The sequence below is a fragment of the Breznakibacter xylanolyticus genome, assembly GCF_003254275.1.
Lineage (GTDB): Bacteria > Bacteroidota > Bacteroidia > Bacteroidales > Marinilabiliaceae > Breznakibacter > Breznakibacter xylanolyticus.
The window spans coordinates 1-17,556 of the sequence record NZ_QKZK01000016.1; the positions used below are offsets into that span (position 1 = coordinate 1).

The following is a 17,556-nucleotide window of genomic DNA, read 5'->3' on the forward strand; positions in this document are numbered from 1 at the left end:
CACAAACGTATTGTTTCTGTCTCGAGGGGTTGTTAATTCAAACTCTCCGGTAGAGCTTTTTACTGTTTTGGTCGTAAGCCCATTTCGCTTGTTTCCGCCCTCATGTTTAAGGTGTTGTTCAAGCTCTAGGGCCAATGCCTTTTCTAAAAAATGCTTGATCAGAGGGGTGAAAACACCGTTCTCACCCATGAAATTCTTTTTCTCATAAAGTCCCTTGATCGCTTCCCGTTCAAAGTCTTCGTAACTGAAATCTGGTTTGTCTTTCATTGTCTGCAAAATTAATATTTATATATTGCAGACACAGTTCCATGAATAGTCTCTTTGGGGGGTATTTTATGAAAGATCAATTTTTAAGTGAACAGATATCGGGAGTCATTCCGTCGATGCAGCTCATGCATGGCGATTTACCTGTGGCGTTTGCCTATCGCACGGCCGGGTACATCTGGGACAAGACGGGAGGGCAGCCGGATGTGCCTCACCGGCACAATTTTTACACCATCATATGGATTCATCAGGGGCTGGGGAAGCACTACCTCGATTATCGGGAGCACGATTTGGCGCCCGATGTGGTTTTTTTCGTCAGTCCCGGGCAGGTGCATCAGATGGTGACCGATGAACGTCCCGAGGGGGAGGTGATCATGTTCACGCGCGAGTTTTTGGATCGGCACCACATCCGCGAGGATTTTATCTTTAATCTGGGGCTGTTTGCTCATTATGCCGATGTGCCGCCTTTGCACGTCGATGCTGAAGGTGCAGTGCGCTTGCGTTACCTGACCCGTCAAATTGCCGAGAGCTTCGATAGCGGACGTTCCTATGCCGAGGATGCGCTGGCTGCGTATCTGAAACTTTTCCTGATTGAATGCAACCGCGTGATGGAGCCACAGGCTCAGGCCAATCCTCAGTCGCTGCAGGCCGGACGTCAGTTGGTAGGGCGGTTCAAGCAGTTGCTGGAACAGCGTTTCAATGCCTGGCATAAGGTGAGTGATTATGCAGATGCATTGGGTATTACACCCGATTATCTCAATAATGTGATGAAGCTCTCCATTGGGCGCAATGCCAAGGAGTACATCCAGGAGCGCATCGTGCTCGAAGCCCGCCGATTGGGAGTGCACACCCAGCTGACATCTAAGGAGATTGCCTATGACTTGGGCTTTGACGACCCCGCACATTTTAGCAAGTTTTATAAAAATGTGTCGGGGCAGTCGTTTTCAGATTTTCGCGCCAGACTGATGGTGTAGGGCGGTGTGATTATACCGAACTAATAATTGTACATCTCTGTTAACCCCAGCCTGAAGGCTGGGGTTGTAATCATCTATGCGACGTATTTCGGATAAATACATCTGATAATTGGAAAATTGCATTGGTCTGGGGGTGTGGAGGAGCTAATTTTGTAACATCAACAAGCATCAACAAGCATTGCTCAATAGATGAAGTCCTATGATGCACGACTCAATGTCGTGGCACTCTGGGCAACATCCGGAAGATGATGATGCATGAATATTTATTTTAGGTTTTTACCTGTAAATATTGGTTGTTGAGCTGATTGTGAAACTGAAATCAATCAACCATGACACATTCCATACCCGGCCTCGAGGTGATTCGAAGCGAATCGAGGGGCTACTTTAATCATGGATGGTTAAAGACATACCATTCATTTAGTTTTGCGAATTACTATCATGCTCAGCGCATGCATTTTGGGGCACTGAGGGTTATCAACGACGATGTGATTGCCCCGGGCAGAGGTTTTGGGCTGCATCCGCACGACAACATGGAAATCATAACCATCCCCATACAGGGATCATTGATGCATGAAGACTCCATGGGACACCGTGAGGTGATTCGTCCCAACGATGTGCAGGTGATGAGCGCCGGCAGTGGTCTGTTTCATGCCGAGTTCAACGCCAGCGAAAGCGAAGAGGTCGCCCTCTTTCAAATCTGGATGCTTCCCGACCGAAAAAATGTGGAGCCGGTATACAACCAAGCCAACTTTAATCCCGAGCAGGCGATGGGGCAGTGGCAACAATTGGTCGGCCCCAAGGGCGGGGACAGTGTGTTGACCATTCATCAGCAAGCCTGGGTGAAGAGGGCTTTTGTAAAGGCAGGCGATACCATTGCTTTGTCTCCCATCACTCCCCAGCAGGGACATTATGTAATGGTGGTGAGTGGTGATGTTGAGATAATGAATCACAACCTGCACCCTCGCGATGCCCTTGCCATGACGGGGCAACATGGCCAGGTGAGAGCCTTGCGTGATGCCCATCTGATCGATCTGATTGTGCCAATGCAGTGGTGAGATTTGAGAAGTTTTGTATGATATATAAAGTTTAAATAAAAAGCATAAACAATTAAAAATTAGCGATATGAAAAAGTTGACATTTTTAACAGTGGCCTTGGTGATGAGCCTGAGCATGGTGGCACAAAAAGTGACCATCGATGCCCAAAAATCACAACTGAAATGGACCGGTAAAAAGGTGGTGGGCGAACACTGGGGATACGTGAATCTCAAAAGTGGTTCGTTGGAGCTGAAAAATAACCAGATTGTTTCGGGAACCTTTGTGATGGATATGACCTCCATCAATGTGAAAGATCTTGAGCCGGGCGAATGGAACGATAAACTGGTGGCTCACCTCAAGAATGATGATTTCTTTTCGGTGGATAAGTATAAGGAAGCGACACTGGTCATCACGCAAAGCGGTGCATTTAAAAACAATGAAGCCACAGTATCGGGCAAGTTGACCATCAAGGGAAAAACCCATCCGGTGACCTTTAAGGCGGTGCAAACGGCTAATGGTTATCAGGCGCGAGTGGTGGTCGATCGCACCAAGTATGACATTCGTTATGGGTCGGGCAAGTTTTTCACGAGCCTGGGCGATAACATGATTGAAGATGAATTTGTGATGGATGTGACCTTGGTGAAGTAATTGTGGTTCAGGATTCTGTTCTCGTTTGAGCTGTAGGCAGATGCTTGTTGGCGAAGCGAGTGAGTTATTCCGTCTTATCACATCACAAGTGAATAAAAAAGCCGGTTTCCAATTGGGGAACCGGCTTTTTGTATGCTGAGCAATATAAACGCTAAGTTGATAGATAATACAGAGTCAGAATAAACGCAAAGGCGCGAAGTCGCTGAGTTATTTTGTTGCGCCATGCGTTTAAATAACAAAGCAGATAACTCAAAAGAGTTATATCGTAGTTTTCAATGAACAGGGAGACACAGGGACACCGAGTTTTATTTTGATTTATTGTATCAAACTGAAGAAGCTTTGTTTCCCCTTGTTCAAATATAAAAACAGATAATCAAAAAAGTTATATAGTCGTTGCTTCGTGTTTTTTTTTTGCGGGTGATTAAGGTTTACCGCAAAGGGCAGAGAGAAGAACGCCGAGGGCGCGAAGGTTTATTTCTTAGTGTTCTTAGCGCAACCTTGGCGGTAAAAAAGCGAGTAGGGAAGCGTGGTCAACGCATCATCTGTCGTAATTTAGTGATGAGAAACTCCAGTCCGTTGAGGCGAATTTCGTACATGGTGCCCATGAGTACACCCAGTTTGCCGGGAGGAAAGCCCTTTTGCTGATACCACACCAGGTAGTGCTCGGGGATGTCGCAAATGGGCGAACCTTTGTATTTTCCGTAGGGCATGCGGGTGGTGATGAGTTCCTGCAAAATCTGAGGGTTGAAGGCGCCTGTGGGTTGCTCCATGTTGTTGGGGATGATGAGATAAGGTGATAACCTGCATTCCGGTTGATGGTTGTGCAGAGTTTTCTTAACTTTTCGTTTATTTTTGCAAAGATACATCAACCTAAAACAAACGAATGATGAGGATGCGAAAAGTTTTGATGCCCGTGGCAGTGTTATTGCTGGCCGTTTCGTGCCGTCCCAAGAACCAGGAGTTGGTCAACCTTCCCGATGGCAGCACCGATGTGGTGACTTATGAGATGGAAGGGGATTCGGTGAAGACCGGCCGATATTCCAACGGAGGACTTTATTACCGCTCGGTGAAACGTTCCGGTTTGTCCGGTTATGTCGAGACCGAAGCCATGAACTATTATCCGTCGGGGGGCTTGCGCAAGTATGCCCTGTTTTTAAACGATTCATTGCGTTTCTTTCGGTTTTATACTCCTGAAGGAAAGGTTGAGGATTTTGGAGGTAATGGATTGATATACTTGGATGATGAGACACAATATGTAGACACGCTACAGACCTTCCATCAGTCTTTTCAGCAGTTGCGGCTGGCCATTCCTCCGCATTGCGTGGCGCGGGTGATTGTGGGCGACGAGGTAGCCGATGAGGCTGCCCGTCCCGATAGTTTGCCGCTGGAACTGTTGCCGATGAAAGAGAATGTTTCGGGTTTTTTGGTGAGCTTTCCTGTTGAGGGGGAGTATAACAAGGTGATTTATTGGTCGCTGCAGGATACCCTGGCCAATCACATCCAAAAAGGGCGGGTGTGGCGTAAGTTTGTGGTGAGATGAAGCGGAGGAACTAAGTGGCAAAGTGGCAAAGTAGGAGTGTAGGAGTGTAGGAGTGTAAGAGTGTAAGAGTACATAAGTGTAGGAGTGTAGGAGTGTAGGAGTGCAAGAGTACATAAGTGTAGGAGTGTAGGAGTGTAAGAGTGTAAGAGTACATAAGTGCAAGAGTGCAGGAGAGTGTAAAAGTACAGAAGTACAGAAGTGCAAAAGAGCAAGAGAGGGGAAGTACAAAAAAGTTGAAACATCTCAAGTCTTCCTTTGGGGGATTAGGGGCTAATTATTTAATTATGAAGAGTATTCATACAATATCCATTATCCTCATGTTTATGGTGTTCAGTGCATGGGGACAGGCAGGGGCGCAGCCCGATTTTGTGGTGGCGGCCGATGGTTCGGGCGATTTTACCACTGTTCAGGGGGCTATTGACGCTGTTCCGCATTTGCGTAAGCAGCGCACGATTATTTTTATCAAAAAAGGGATTTACAAAGAAAAGCTCGAGGTATCGACCACCAAAACCAATATCACCCTGATGGGGGAAGAGGTACAGGGGACGGTGCTCACCTATGATGATTTTGCGCAAAAAAAGAATCGTTTTGGGGAAGAGATGGGGACGTCAGGTTCTGCCAGTTTTTATATTAACGGCGATGGCTTTGTGGCTGAGAACCTCACTTTTGAGAATTCCTCCGGGCCGGTGGGGCAAGCTGTGGCGGTGCGAGTGGATGGCGACATGGTGGCTTTTCGCAACTGTCGATTTTTAGGTTTTCAAGATACTTTATATCCTCATGGAGAGGAGAGTCGGCAGTATTATTTGAATTGTTACATCGAGGGTACGGTCGATTTTATTTTTGGCTGGTCGACGGCTGTGTTTGATGGCTGTGTGATTTTTTGCAAGAACACGGGCTATGTGACGGCAGCTTCGACGTTGCCCGAAACACAGCATGGTTTTGTGTTTCTCGATTGCCGGGTGCACGGTTCGGGCAAGGGCACCCATTACCTTGGGCGACCATGGCGTCCTTATGCATCGGTGGCCTTTGTGCGATGCGACCTTTCGGATGTGATTGACGTTCGAGGATGGGACAATTGGGGAAAAGTCACCAACAAGGCGACAGCGCGTTTTCGTGAGGGAAACAATCGGGGGGCTGGAGCCGGGCTGAGTCAGCGGGTCGGTTGGATGCGTCAGCTCACCGAGGAAGAAATGGCACCCCTGACGCCCGAAGGGATTTTGGGCAATTGGCTACCACAATGGAAATGAGCCGCAGGCATGTTTGGGCCTCACTGCTGAATGAGGGATTATGAAAAAAAACAGCTTTATCGATCACATCGTGTCGGTGAAGCTGTTTTTTTATTTGGATAATACGGATGAAAATGCATAAATTATTGTAAGCAATATTTCTCCCCGGATGACTTTAAATTAGTGTTTGTAAGTAGTTTAAATATTGCATTTTATGAAATAACGAGCTATGCAGGGGCAATCGACCGACAAAGGCACAACCGATCCGTTTGGCTATCATCCCAAAGCAACACATGTGGATGCGCTGTCGCGTATATATCAAAAAGCGTGGCATAGCAAAACATTTGCCATGTTGTTGGTAGATGCCGAAGGCGTTATTTTAAATCTGAGTGCTTATGCTGAGGAGTTGTTTCGTCAGCCGGCCATTCATTTGATGGGTTATCCCATGACCGATTTGATTATTCCGGGTGAGAAAAGCGAGTTTGATGATTGTCTGTTTCAGGCGCGCACCCGCAAGGAGGAGTTCACCACCCGTTATTTTCACTTGCGAGCCCCCTCAGAAAAAACCGTTTATTTCACATTCGAATTCATTTCGGATGATGATGACAATGCCCAGTATTTGCTGCTGATGCGTGATGTGACCGATCAGGAGGTTTATTCAAATAACTTACGCAATAAAGAGCTGTATTTGAATATGGCTCAAAAGATTGCCAATTTGGGACATTACTTGTTGGATATTCCGTCGGGCTATTGGACTTGTTCGCCCGAGTTGGATGTGATTTTTGGCATTGATGGCCATTATGCGAAAACGATAGAAGGGTGGCTTGAAATTATTCATCCCGACGATCGAGAGATGATGGGGGGGTATTTTCTTAATGAGGTGGTGGGACATTGTCAGCCGTTTAATAAAGAGTATCGTATTGTGCGCATCAAAGATGGGGTGACCCGATGGATTCATGGCAAGGGAGAGTTGCGCATGAACAAGCACAATGAGCCGATGCAGATGATTGGCACCATTCAGGACATCACCGAGCGCAAGCAGCACGAGGCTGAATTGCGGGCTTCACGAGCATTGTACCACGATTTGGTGGAGACGTCGCAGGATTTGGTGTGGCAGTGCGATGCCCGGGGGCATTTTGTGTTTTTAAATCAGGCATGGGAGCAGTTGTTAGGGTATCGTCAGGAGGAGATGCTGGGGCGACATTTCACCGATTTTCAAAGCGCTTCGCGAACAGAGGCCGGTCATGAGACGCTCAGGCGTATTTTGAGTGAAGGGAATATCCGAGGTCACGAGTCGTGTTATCTGAATCGTCAAGGAGATCCGGTTTATTTGGTTTTTAATGCCAAGCGGGTGGATGATGAGCATGGCAATGTGACCGGCATCAGGGGGACAGCGTACGACTATACCGAAAGTCGTCGCAATCAGCAGTTGCTCAAGGAGAAATCCGACGAGTTGGATCGTTTTTTTAATACAGCCCTCGATTTGTTGTGTGTCTGCCGCATCGATGGAACCTTTATGAGGGTCAATCCTGAATGGACCAATGTGCTGGGATATGAAATGGATGAGATTGTGGGTCAGAATTTTCTGAACATGGTTCATCCCGAGGATTTGGAAGGAACGCTGGGGGCTTTGCGTTTGTTGAAACAGAATGAGTCGGTGTTTAATTTTGTGAACCGATGTCGTACCATAAGCGGAGCTTATAAATATATTGAGTGGCGTTCGACGTTGGTGGGTGATCTGATTTATGCCGCTGCGCGCGACATCTCCGAGCGCATCGAGATTGAGGAGACCCAGCGGTTGGTCAATAAAGAGCTTGAGGACAGCAACGCACAAAAGGACAAATTTCTGTATATCATTGCGCACGATTTGCGCAATCCGCTCAGCAATATCTTGGGATTTACCGATTTGCTGGCCAATAACTATGCATCTTACACCGTAGAGGAGGCCGGTCGGTTGCTAAATATGCTTAATGATAGTACGCATGCCTTGTACGAGTTGATAGAGAACCTACTCAATTGGGCGTTGTCGAAAACCGGGCGCATTGTGTTTCAGCCGTCACAAATATCGTTATGGCGTATTGCCAACAGTGTGGTCGGGCAGTTACACTCACTGGCCAAGAGCAAAGACATTCATTTGCTCAATAAGGTGCCATCGTTGGCCGAGGCATGGGGCGACAATGCCATGATGACCACCATTATACGTAATCTGGTGTCGAATGCCATTAAGTTTTCGCATCCGGGGGCGGTGATTGCTATCAATTATCACGAGCAACCCGGTTTGGCCATTTTGGAAGTGAAGGATCAGGGCGTGGGTATTTCACCGGAAGTGATTCCGATTTTGTTTTGGGCCGAGGAGGTTTATAGTACCCATGGAACCATGGGTGAACGCGGGACGGGGCTTGGGCTGCCTCTGTGCAAAGAGTTGATGGAGAAACAAAACGGGCATATTTGGGTGGAGAGTGAGTTGGGTCAGGGGAGTAGTTTCTTCGTGAGTTTGCCGTTAGTTCCTTAGTTCCTTTATTGGGGGGAATATACTCTTATCAGCGGTTCAAAATTTTACTCGGTAAAGCAACAATCTCATTAGAATTCAGAGCATTGTAGGGTGTTTTGCTTCGGATGGGGCAGAGGAACTTAATCCTGTTCAAAATTTCCCCGATGTTTCCTGTCTGAAGGTGTGATAATGAATAGAAAATTAAGTGGTTGCTTCATTTTTGCGTTTTTTCACACATGCACATTTTCTCATTTACCTCATTTAAAATAAATCGCTTTCTCGTGTCTTTCTGTTACCTCACCGATGATGGTAGCCAGAGCGTGACCGTTGGCTTGTAGGTCGGTGATGGCGGCATCGGCTTTGTTGGCATCCACGGCAAAGAGTAGTCCGCCGGATGTTTGGGCATCGCAGCAGATGGCTTGGTGCATGAGGTTCTCCGGGTTGTTGTATTGCACCAGATTGTGGGTATAGTCATGGTTACGCCACACGGCACCGGGGATGCATCCCAGGTCGATGAGTTCGGTTACCTGAGGGAGCAGAGGGAGTGCATCGGGATGGATGACGAAGGAGACACTGCCGGCATTGGCCATTTGCATGGCGTGCCCGGCCAACCCAAACCCGGTGATGTCGGTGGCACCGCTCACGTGATATTTCTGCATGATTTCTTTGGCCGTATTGTTGAGTTGTTTCATGTTGTCGAGTGCCATTTGGTAGGCGTCGGGTTGATGCATTTGCATCCTGTGTGCAGCCATGAGAATGCCGCTTCCCAGAGGTTTGGTGAGGATGAGTTTTTGTCCGGCACGAGTGCCGGCGTTGGTGATGAGATGGTCGGGGGGCACGGTACCGACCACGGCCAGTCCGTATTTGGGCACGGCATCGTTGATGGTGTGGCCGCCCATGACGAGTGCACCGGCTTCGGCCGTTTTTTGTTGGCCACCGCGCATGATTTCGCCAAACACCTCGAGAGGAATTCCCGTGGCGGGAAACATCATCAGGTTGAGCACTAACAGCGGCGTGCCTCCCATGGCATATACATCGCTGAGGGCGTTGGCGGCCGCAATTTGTCCAAATTCGAAGGCGTCACTGCACACGGGAGGGAAGAAGTCGGTGGTGACAATCAGGGCTGTTTGGTCGTTGAGGCGGTACACGCCTGCATCGTCGTGAGTTTGGATGTCGACCATGATGCGCGGGTCGTTGATGATGGGGAGTTCCGACAGGATTTGGGAGAGTTGGCCTGGCGATAGTTTGGCCGAACAGCCCCCGGTTTCAACGGTGGATAGCAGGTCGAAGTAGGTGTTGGTATGTTGTTGTTTCATTGCGATTTAGGTGTTGTTGTTTGAAGTATTAAGTCTCCATGTTTGGGAGGGGGAGCGCCTTTGGCGTTTATGGCACAAGTTTGATTATTTGGCATTATTTACCATTGTTGGATGGTAAATTGAACATGGTTCTCTGTCAGCAGGCTTTGGATGGCAAGGGTGTTTTCGGGGGTTGTTTCGATGCACATGCCGCATTCCGACGAGATGTGTTCCGGCACCGGGATGATGCGAGCTCTGATGCCGTGGTGAGCAAGCAGTTGGTCGGCTTTAATCACGTTGCGTGTGTTTTGAAAAGTGAGGATGGTGCGGTGCATGTTATTGAATGGAAGATAATTCTGTTAGTGACTTTAATAAAAACTCCAAGTCATCGGAGGTGTGATAAGGTGATGGGGCAATTCGGAGCGTGCCGTTGGGGAAAGAGCCCAGGTGACGGTGAGCAGCCGGGGCGCAGTGGAGTCCCTGTCGCACTTCGATGCCGAAATGGCGATACAATTTGTCGGCCATGTCAGATGGGGTCATCCGGTGATGGGTGATGGAGAATAGGGCTCCTTGTTCGATCGGGTTGTTGGCGCCCCATACTTTGTAGCCTGGCAGTTGGGCAATGGCGTTCATCAGGTGTAATAGGTCGGCGTGTGTGTGACGGGGTTGGGGGAAGTGTTGCAGGGCGGCCAGCAGGCCGCAGATGCCCGTGATGTTGGGTGTTCCGGCCTGAAATCGGTCGGGCACATCGAGGGGCATGTCGTAGCTGTCGGAGCGGCTGCCGGTGCCGCCATGGATGAGGGGCACGAGTGTTTCGGGATGTTTGGCAAAGAATCCGCCGGTGCCGCTGGGGCCGAGCAATCCTTTGTGGCCGGTGAAAGCGAAATAGTCGATGCCCCACTGGTCGAGATGAATGGGCAGGTGGCCGACGGATTGGCTGCCGTCGACCAACAGGGGAACCTTGCCAGCCCATTGGGCAATGGTTTCAACCGGCTGAATGATCCCGTTGACATTGCTTTGATGGTTTACAACAATCAGTCCGGTATTTGATAAATCAATGTTTGATAAGGCATTGATGTTGATAGTGCCATCGGGCCATGCCGGCAATGTGTGGATGTTGATGATGCCATGTTTGGCCAACTCCCACAGAGGCCGCATCACAGCGTTGTGTTCCAGGGGTGATACCCACACGCGTTTGCCCGTCAGGGGCAGTCCTTTGATGACGGTGTTGATGGCCATGGTGGCATTTGAGCAGAAGGCAATGTTTTCGGCGCGAGCGGTTCCCATCCGGTGTGCCAGGGCATCGCGGCATGTTTCGACCATCGCGGTGGCTTCGTACACCCGTTGGTAGGCCGATCGTCCGTAAGTGCCGCCCATGTGGGTGAGGTAGTGATGGATGGCATCGGCCACCTGCGACGGTTTGGGGAATGATGTGCTGCCGTTGTCGAAGTACCGGTTCATGGATAGATGACCTTTGAGGCTTGCGAGAGGATTTGGGTGATTTGATACATGTTACTGATGGTTCCGGTACCTATTTGCGGTTTGATGTCGAAAAAGTCCACACAGGTTCCGCATAAGATGATGTTGACGCCTTGGTTTTCCATGGTGATGAGGGAGGTGAGGGTATCTGTTCCCTTTATGGCCAGTTTTACGGCGCCATTGTAGCAAATGATGTGAGACGGCAGCACATCTTGTTCAGCCAAAGCGTTGATAAAGCCACGCATGAGCAGCGCGCCCAGTTGGTCGTCGCCTTTCCCCATCAGGTTAGAGGTGAGGCAAACGACGTGTTTTCCGGTTGGTGTGGCATTGGAGGTTTGGCAAAAAGCTTCGGGGTTGACGGGTTCCACATGGCCCGAGAGGGGTTTTGTGGCGTACACGTGCCATCCATCGTCATGTTTTTCGCTCACGGGGATGGCCTTGAGTGCGGTGAAGAAATTCATCAGGTTGCTCAGTGACGTCTCATGGTCGGTGAGTACTTCCATGATTTGTCCCGGCTCCAGGGTGTTGAACACCTGTTTGGCCATGATTAAAGGTTTGGGGCACAGTTGTCCCCGTGTATCAATGATTGGCATATTGTGGTGTTTTTAAGAGATTAGAAATGGATTGCATCAGGCTTTGAGCCATACGCTCGGTGTCGTCGTGGTCGAAGGACAGTTCGGCTTTGGGCGATTGTCGCAACGCAAAGCCATGGTCGTAAGTCTTGTCGTAATAACCAAGGGTGAGACGAGCTACAGAAGCGAAGTCGTCATGGTCGATGGCATCGAGCACCTGTTGCATCACGAGTCCACCGAGTCGTTTTTTTATTTTCAAGGAAGCATCGCGGAGCATCTCTTTGGGAAAGCAGGCGTAGTCGCGCACCAACCGTTGGATGCGATTTTCGATGGGGATGTTAATGTTAATGAACAGGCAGTTTTGCATTCGTTCATAAAACTCGTCGGGGATAAAATTGTGGCCGATGCCTTGGCTCTCGCTTTCCACCCAAATGCATTGATGCGGTGACATACGCGTGAGGGCATCGTGCAACAGGTTTTCGAACTGTTCGTTGGTGGGTTGCGGGGGTAGTCCCAGGGCGCCATAGGCTGATCCCCGATGGTTGGCGATGCCTTCAAGGTCAATGACTTGTTGACCCATTTGATGGAGTTGGTGAAGGATTTCTGTTTTGCCGCTGCCGGTTCGTCCCCCCAGATTCACCAGTTGCCAGGGATGGCGATTGAGTAATTCGTAAAAGTGCTTGCGGTACTGTTTGTAACCGCCGGTGAGTTGAAATATTTTAAGGCCGGCAGTTTGCAGTAACCAGGCCACGCTGCCACTGCGCATTCCGCCGCGCCAACAGTAAATCACCAGAGCACGACCGGCGGCTATCTCCCGGGCTTTGCGCACCAGTTGAGCCATTTTGGGGCCAACGATTTCCAGTCCCAGGTCGATGGCTTCCTGTTGCCCTACCTGTTTGTAGGTGGTTCCAACGGCCGCACGTTCGTCGTTGGTAAACAGGGGGAGGTTCACGCTCTCGGGGATGTGGCCTTTCTCGTACTCAGCGGGAGTGCGCACATCCACAATCACGCAAGAACTCATCAATTTCACCAAATCGTCGGGTTGGATTTGTCGGATGGTAGATGGCATGGTTTTATGATTAAAAAACCGACAAATTTACCAAAATATGGTCAGGGAGGAGATGGAAAAGTGGCTGTGTCGGTTGTATTGAACCTGGTGATTGATTAATGGTTTGATGGATAGAGTGTTTGGTGTAGTGTTAAAAGTTGCAGAGAATTCATTTACAGGCTCCCCTAAAGCACATATCGGTGCAACCCAAGGGGAGGGGAATGATATTCGGTTGATCGGATTATTTAATGTGAGAGATGTGTTTGGAGATTGGTAAAAGATTGACATTCGGATAATGAAATTGATTACATTTATGTTTTGAATGCGAATTAAGGGTAAAAAGTAGGAGACTCATTATAGGGTCACTATGAAAACAGGAAAAACAATTGGTTGTGCTCTTGAAGTGCATAATTGACCTGGCAAAATAGGGGCTCGCAAAGGAGACACATAGTTTGCAATGAGCACAGGGGCACAGAAGTTTACGGGTTATGATGAAATTTTGTGCAACCTTAAACATGAGTTCAAATAAAAAAGCAGATAACTCAGCGTTAACTCATCTTCTTTAACGTATTCAACTAAGAACTAACGCTGAGTTGCAGTGAGCTAAGATGAGAGCCAGTGAGAAGAAGAAACCTTTATTGTCATTTTGAATGGAACAAGTTTAAGAGAGATAGAATATTCAGTGCGAAGATGTTAGTTGTTGAAAATTAAGATGTTATTTATGAAATCATTGTTTTCGATTTTGGCGGCTGTACTTTTGTTAAGTACGCATTTATGGGGACAAGAGGTTGTGAATTCGCCCTCAAACGATTCCATCAATGCCACATTATTGTTCGAATATCAGCAACGTTTGGATGAACTGGAACGTCAGCGTAAGGCCGATTCCCTACGGCGAGAGGAACTGGAAGAGGCGTTTAAGCAACGTCAAGGCACAGACGGGCCAGATAGAGATGAGCTTCAAAAAGAGCTCAACGCCATCACTCAAGAAGACGAAAGGAGACAATTGCAGAAAAAGTCGCACATCGAATCGTTGCGGAGTTCAGCGGTCGGTTATCCGGTAAGGGGGGTGATGGAAGACACATTGTTTTACATCTATTCAAAAATAGGAGCCTCCATGCCCAAGGAAAGGGCTTTGAATATCAGTGCGAAGATACATCGTTTATATGATGATGATTTTTTGAATGTAGATTCAATCATTGTGCAGAAGTCCGAAAACAGTTATGATATTGTTTATCGTGATTTAATTGTGATGAGTGTTTCTGAGAATGATGCGCTATGGGAAGGAATCGAAATGCAAACTTTGGCTCAGAACATTCGGGACAGCATTGGCGGGTCGATAGAAATGGCCCGGCGAGAAAACAGCTTGGTGAAAACGCTGGTGCGCGTGGGATTGGTGTTGCTGGTTTTGGGGCTGGCATGGTTGGTGTTTTGGTTAATCGGGAAGGGTTATGCAAAACTGTTGGCGTATGTTGACCGCAACAAGGGCAAGTGGCTTAGGAATTTATCGTATAAAGACTACACATTTTTAACCGCCGAGCAGGAGATGCTTGTTGTTTTGTTTTTGTTGAAAATCATGCGTTGGTTTGTTTACGCAATATTATTGTACATCACGCTGCCCATTGTTTTTAGCATTTTTCCCTTTTCGCGTCAATGGGCCGATGCCTTGTTTCGTCTTATCTGGTCACCATTTCGTGGCGTATTGATGTCCGTATGGGCCTATTTGCCAAATCTGTTTAGCATTTTGGTGATTTATGTGGTGATGAAATATGTGATTCGGTTTGTGAAATATGTCTTTCATGAGATTGGAGCAGGCAAGCTCGAGATAGGCGGTTTTCATGCTGATTGGGCCATGCCGACTTATCACATTGTTCGGTTTTTGCTGTATGCTTTTATGTTTGTGCTCATATTTCCCTATTTACCCGGTTCCGATTCAAATATTTTCAAGGGAGTTTCGGTGTTTATTGGCGTTTTGTTTTCGTTGGGGTCATCATCGGCCATTGCCAACATGGTGGCAGGATTGGTCATAACGTATATGCGTCCGTTTAAGATTGGTGATCGTATCAAAATAGGAGAAGTAACGGGCGAAGTGATTGAGAAAACCATGTTGGTGACGCGAGTGCGCACCATCAAAAATGAGGTGATCACCATTCCCAATTCGTCAATCTTAACCGGTAATACCACCAATTACAGTGTCGAGGCCAATGGGCAAGGGTTGATTGTTTACAGCACGGTGACCATTGGATACGATGTGCCATGGCGCAAGGTGCATCAGGCATTGTTTGAGGCAGCGTCGCGCACGGATATGATTCTGTCAGAACCTCAGCCATTTGTGTTGCAAACCGGGTTGGATGATTTTTATGTGTCGTATCAAATCAATGCCTATACCCGAGAATCGGGAAAGCAGGCGTTGATATATTCCGTGTTGCATCAAAACATACAGGATGTCTTTAACGAACAGGGCATCGAGATCATGTCTCCACATTATCGAGCCTCGAGAGATGGCAATGCCACTACCGTCCCAGCGGATTATTTGCCCAAAGATTATGAGGCTCCGGCTTTTCATGTGAAAGTGAAGCGGGAATCGGGAGGAACTGGCGATGTAAGATGATGAGATGAAATATCTAAGGATTCGATTTGGGGCACACAGGATTATTGGAAGAAGTGGAAGAGTGTATGAGTGGAAGAGTGTAGAAGTGTAGAAGTGTAGAAGTTCAAGAGTGTAGAAGTGTAGAAGGGCAAAAGGGCAAGAGTGCAAAAGTACAAGAGTTACAGAGGATTTTATAAATCTCCTGCCGTAGGCAGGAAAGCTCGGTAGAAACGAAGGCGTATATCGTTTTGTCTTGCCCCATTCGGGGCAAAAGAACCAACAAACCGGTTGCTTGCTACCAATCTTTTTTCCCTACGGAAAATTACAAACATCAACTAAGATACTGTGAGTTATGCCAGAGCCAAGAAATCTTTTCTCGAGATGATTTGATTATCCATTCTTAAGGGTTGTGAATGAAAATCCCAACCCTTAATTCGCATGATTCATGAAATGGTTCAAGGTCGATTGTTCAATGCCAATGTTTGTCTTAAAATAAGGTATTTTTATCCCCCCAAGGTGAATTATTAAAACAACCAAACGAAATTTTTGAAATGTCACAAGCGTCCATTTACCAGCAGCGCGAAGCTGTTTTTAACATCAAGTTGCAAGGTTTAAAGCGTTATAACCTGTTGTTTATTCTTTTAAAAATAGCGCTGTTTCTTTCTATCCTTGTGTTGATGTACCAATGGATGGTTCACGGGTGGAGTTTGTGGTGGGCATTGGGAGCCACGGTGGCTTTTGGCGTGGTGTTTAAAATTGACCAGCGGTTTATGAAGCATTTGCGTCTTATTGAAGCGTTGCAACACATTAATGAGCAAGAATCAGCGGCGCAAGAGGGTGATTTGCGTGCCTTTGAAGCCGGCACCTGCTACGCAGATGGCACACATGCCTATTCGTTTGATTTGGATTTGTTTGTTCCAGGAGGCATTTATCAATACCTCAATCGCACGGTCACTCAAGAGGGTGCCGATGCCCTGGCTGGTTATTTGGCTCATATGTCAACCAAGGAAACGGTAATTCGAGCGCGGCAGGCGGCTATTGCCGAGTTGTCACCATTGCTGGAGTGGCGGCAGATGTTTGCGGCTTTGGGGCATCATGCCACTGTGTCACTCAAAGGGGTATTGCAACATCTGCGCGAACAGCCGAAGGATGTCACCCCTGTCAAGTCATTATGGCAATGGAGCAGTTATTTGTTTATTGGTTTCACTTTTGGCGCTTTAACACTCAATGTGTTAGGTTTGGTGGCTTATCAACTTCCTTTGGTGTTGATGTTGGCACAACTGATGCTTTGGGGCAGTCGAATGAAAGCCACCAACCGTATTCACGGCCGTATCGATCGGTTTTATCAAACGTTTTCGGGATATAACGAACTGTTGTCACATGTCGCAAAGCCACCGGCGCCCTTTGAGAGCGACAAGCTCAAGGAGATTGCTCATCAGCTTACCTCTCCTCAGACCGGAGCCAGGGAGGCGTTTGCCGAGCTGGGGCGTATCCTGGGCAGTTTCAACCAGCGCAACAACCTGTTGGTGTCGATGGTGCTCAATGGCCTGGTAATGCGTGATGTGTTATTGATGATGCGCTACCGCAGGTGGATGCATCGGTGGGCGGCCGATTTTCCAATGTGGGTTGATGCTCTGGCCGAGATGGATGCGTTGGTGAGTTTGGCCAATTATGCTTATAACCATCCCGGATATGCCATTCCGCAACTTTCGACCGATGAGGTTTTGGCTGCCCATGATCTGGGACATCCGCTCATTTCGGCACAAGTACGGGTGTGCAATGATTATCGGGTGGATGCAATGCCACATTTTCATTTGGTGACGGGAGCCAATATGGCAGGTAAAAGTACCTTTTTGAGAGCCGTGGGGGTGAATCTGATTTTGGCGTCCTGCGGGGCACCGGTATGCGCCTCGCAGTTTCGATTTCGCCCCATGCAACTCTTTAGCAGCATGCGCACCAGCGACAACCTGGTGAATCATACCTCTTACTTTCAGGCCGAGCTGTTGCGTTTAAAGCAATTGTTGGATGCGGCAGCCTCGTCGGACGGTCTTTTTGTAATCCTTGACGAAATGCTCAAGGGAACCAATTCGCGCGATAAACTGGCCGGCTCCCGTCTTTTTTTGCTCAAGATGCTTGGTTTTCAGTCATGTGGTTTGGTAGCCACGCACGATTTGGCGCTGGGTGACTTGGTGCAGGAGCGGCCGGGGCGTTTTACCAATATCTGTTTCGAAATCACCATTGGCCATGACGACATCATTTATGATTATCGTCTCAAGCCCGGTCTGGCACATAACCTGAACGCGACCTGGCTGTTGGAGCGTCTTATTGGTAAGCCTGATTCTGATCTTTAATAGCATTGACAAATGTCGTATCTTTGTCAATGTAACTATTTAGTGT

Annotated in this window: 15 protein-coding genes; 8 read left to right on the plus strand and 7 right to left on the minus strand. The window is 48.0% G+C overall.

Going from position 1 to position 17,556, the window contains the following annotated elements; translation table 11 throughout:
* A partial coding sequence (locus LX69_RS10455; protein WP_185741714.1) for a transposase occupies positions 1-267 on the minus strand: 267 nt, incomplete at its 3' end.
* A gap of 41 nt (positions 268-308) precedes the next feature.
* On the opposite strand from LX69_RS10455, the gene LX69_RS10460 reads away from it, so the two are divergent.
* From LX69_RS10460 to LX69_RS10470, 3 genes are all read left to right on the plus strand, one after another.
* Positions 309-1,238: a helix-turn-helix domain-containing protein gene (locus tag LX69_RS10460; protein ID WP_111445981.1), complete on the plus strand. Its 930-nt coding sequence runs from the start codon at positions 309-311 to the stop codon at positions 1,236-1,238.
* A 329-nt stretch (positions 1,239-1,567) separates the two neighbouring features.
* Positions 1,568-2,293 carry a pirin family protein gene (locus LX69_RS10465; RefSeq protein ID WP_111445982.1) on the plus strand — a complete coding sequence of 242 codons (726 nt, stop codon included), beginning with the start codon at positions 1,568-1,570 and terminating at the stop codon, positions 2,291-2,293.
* 67 nt (positions 2,294-2,360) lie between these two features.
* Entirely contained in the window at positions 2,361-2,921 is a 561-nt protein-coding gene (locus tag LX69_RS10470; protein ID WP_111445983.1) for a YceI family protein, read from the plus strand.
* Between the two features lie 530 nt (positions 2,922-3,451).
* Here the strand turns inward: LX69_RS10470 and LX69_RS10475 are convergent.
* Positions 3,452-3,691 (minus strand): DUF3820 family protein, encoded by a 240-nt coding sequence (locus LX69_RS10475; RefSeq protein WP_111446061.1) that lies wholly within the window; start codon positions 3,689-3,691, stop codon positions 3,452-3,454.
* A 122-nt stretch (positions 3,692-3,813) separates the two neighbouring features.
* On the opposite strand from LX69_RS10475, the gene LX69_RS10480 reads away from it, so the two are divergent.
* The 3 genes from LX69_RS10480 (at position 3,814) to LX69_RS10490 (ending at position 8,199) form a co-directional block, all read left to right on the plus strand.
* Positions 3,814-4,461 (plus strand): hypothetical protein, encoded by a 648-nt coding sequence (locus LX69_RS10480; RefSeq protein WP_111445984.1) that lies wholly within the window; start codon positions 3,814-3,816, stop codon positions 4,459-4,461.
* A gap of 284 nt (positions 4,462-4,745) precedes the next feature.
* Positions 4,746-5,708, plus strand: a complete 963-nt coding sequence (locus LX69_RS10485) for a pectinesterase family protein (RefSeq protein ID WP_111445985.1) — start codon at positions 4,746-4,748, stop codon at positions 5,706-5,708.
* A gap of 208 nt (positions 5,709-5,916) precedes the next feature.
* Positions 5,917-8,199 carry a PAS domain-containing sensor histidine kinase gene (locus LX69_RS10490; RefSeq protein ID WP_111445986.1) on the plus strand — a complete coding sequence of 761 codons (2,283 nt, stop codon included), beginning with the start codon at positions 5,917-5,919 and terminating at the stop codon, positions 8,197-8,199.
* 236 nt (positions 8,200-8,435) lie between these two features.
* On the opposite strand, the gene selD is transcribed toward LX69_RS10490, so the two are convergent.
* The 5 genes from selD to mnmH all read right to left on the minus strand — a co-directional run bounded on the left by selD (position 8,436) and on the right by mnmH (position 12,593).
* Positions 8,436-9,494, minus strand: a complete 1,059-nt coding sequence (gene selD / locus LX69_RS10495) for a selenide, water dikinase SelD (RefSeq protein ID WP_111445987.1) — start codon at positions 9,492-9,494, stop codon at positions 8,436-8,438.
* A 98-nt stretch (positions 9,495-9,592) separates the two neighbouring features.
* Complete coding sequence (locus tag LX69_RS10500) at positions 9,593-9,808, minus strand: DUF3343 domain-containing protein (protein ID WP_111445988.1); 216 nt, start codon at positions 9,806-9,808, stop codon at positions 9,593-9,595.
* 1 nt (position 9,809) lies between these two features.
* Positions 9,810-10,934, minus strand: a complete 1,125-nt coding sequence (locus LX69_RS10505) for an aminotransferase class V-fold PLP-dependent enzyme (protein ID WP_111445989.1) — start codon at positions 10,932-10,934, stop codon at positions 9,810-9,812.
* Positions 10,931-11,545, minus strand: coding sequence for a sulfurtransferase-like selenium metabolism protein YedF (gene yedF / locus LX69_RS10510; RefSeq protein ID WP_111445990.1), 615 nt, complete (start codon positions 11,543-11,545; stop codon positions 10,931-10,933). The genes LX69_RS10505 and yedF overlap by 4 nt, the downstream gene beginning before the upstream one ends.
* On the minus strand, positions 11,532-12,593 hold the full coding sequence (gene mnmH / locus LX69_RS10515; protein WP_111445991.1) for a tRNA 2-selenouridine(34) synthase MnmH: 1,062 nt from the start codon (positions 12,591-12,593) through the stop codon (positions 11,532-11,534). Before mnmH ends, yedF begins: the two co-directional genes overlap by 14 nt.
* Positions 12,594-13,293: 700 nt before the next feature.
* Here mnmH and LX69_RS10520 point away from each other — a divergent pair.
* Entirely contained in the window at positions 13,294-15,180 is a 1,887-nt protein-coding gene (locus LX69_RS10520) for a mechanosensitive ion channel domain-containing protein (RefSeq protein WP_111445992.1), read from the plus strand.
* A gap of 530 nt (positions 15,181-15,710) precedes the next feature.
* The gene (locus LX69_RS10525; RefSeq protein ID WP_111445993.1) at positions 15,711-17,510 is read left to right on the plus strand and encodes a MutS-related protein; all 1,800 of its coding nucleotides are present in this window, start codon (positions 15,711-15,713) and stop codon (positions 17,508-17,510) included.
* Positions 17,511-17,556: the final 46 nt, after the last annotated feature.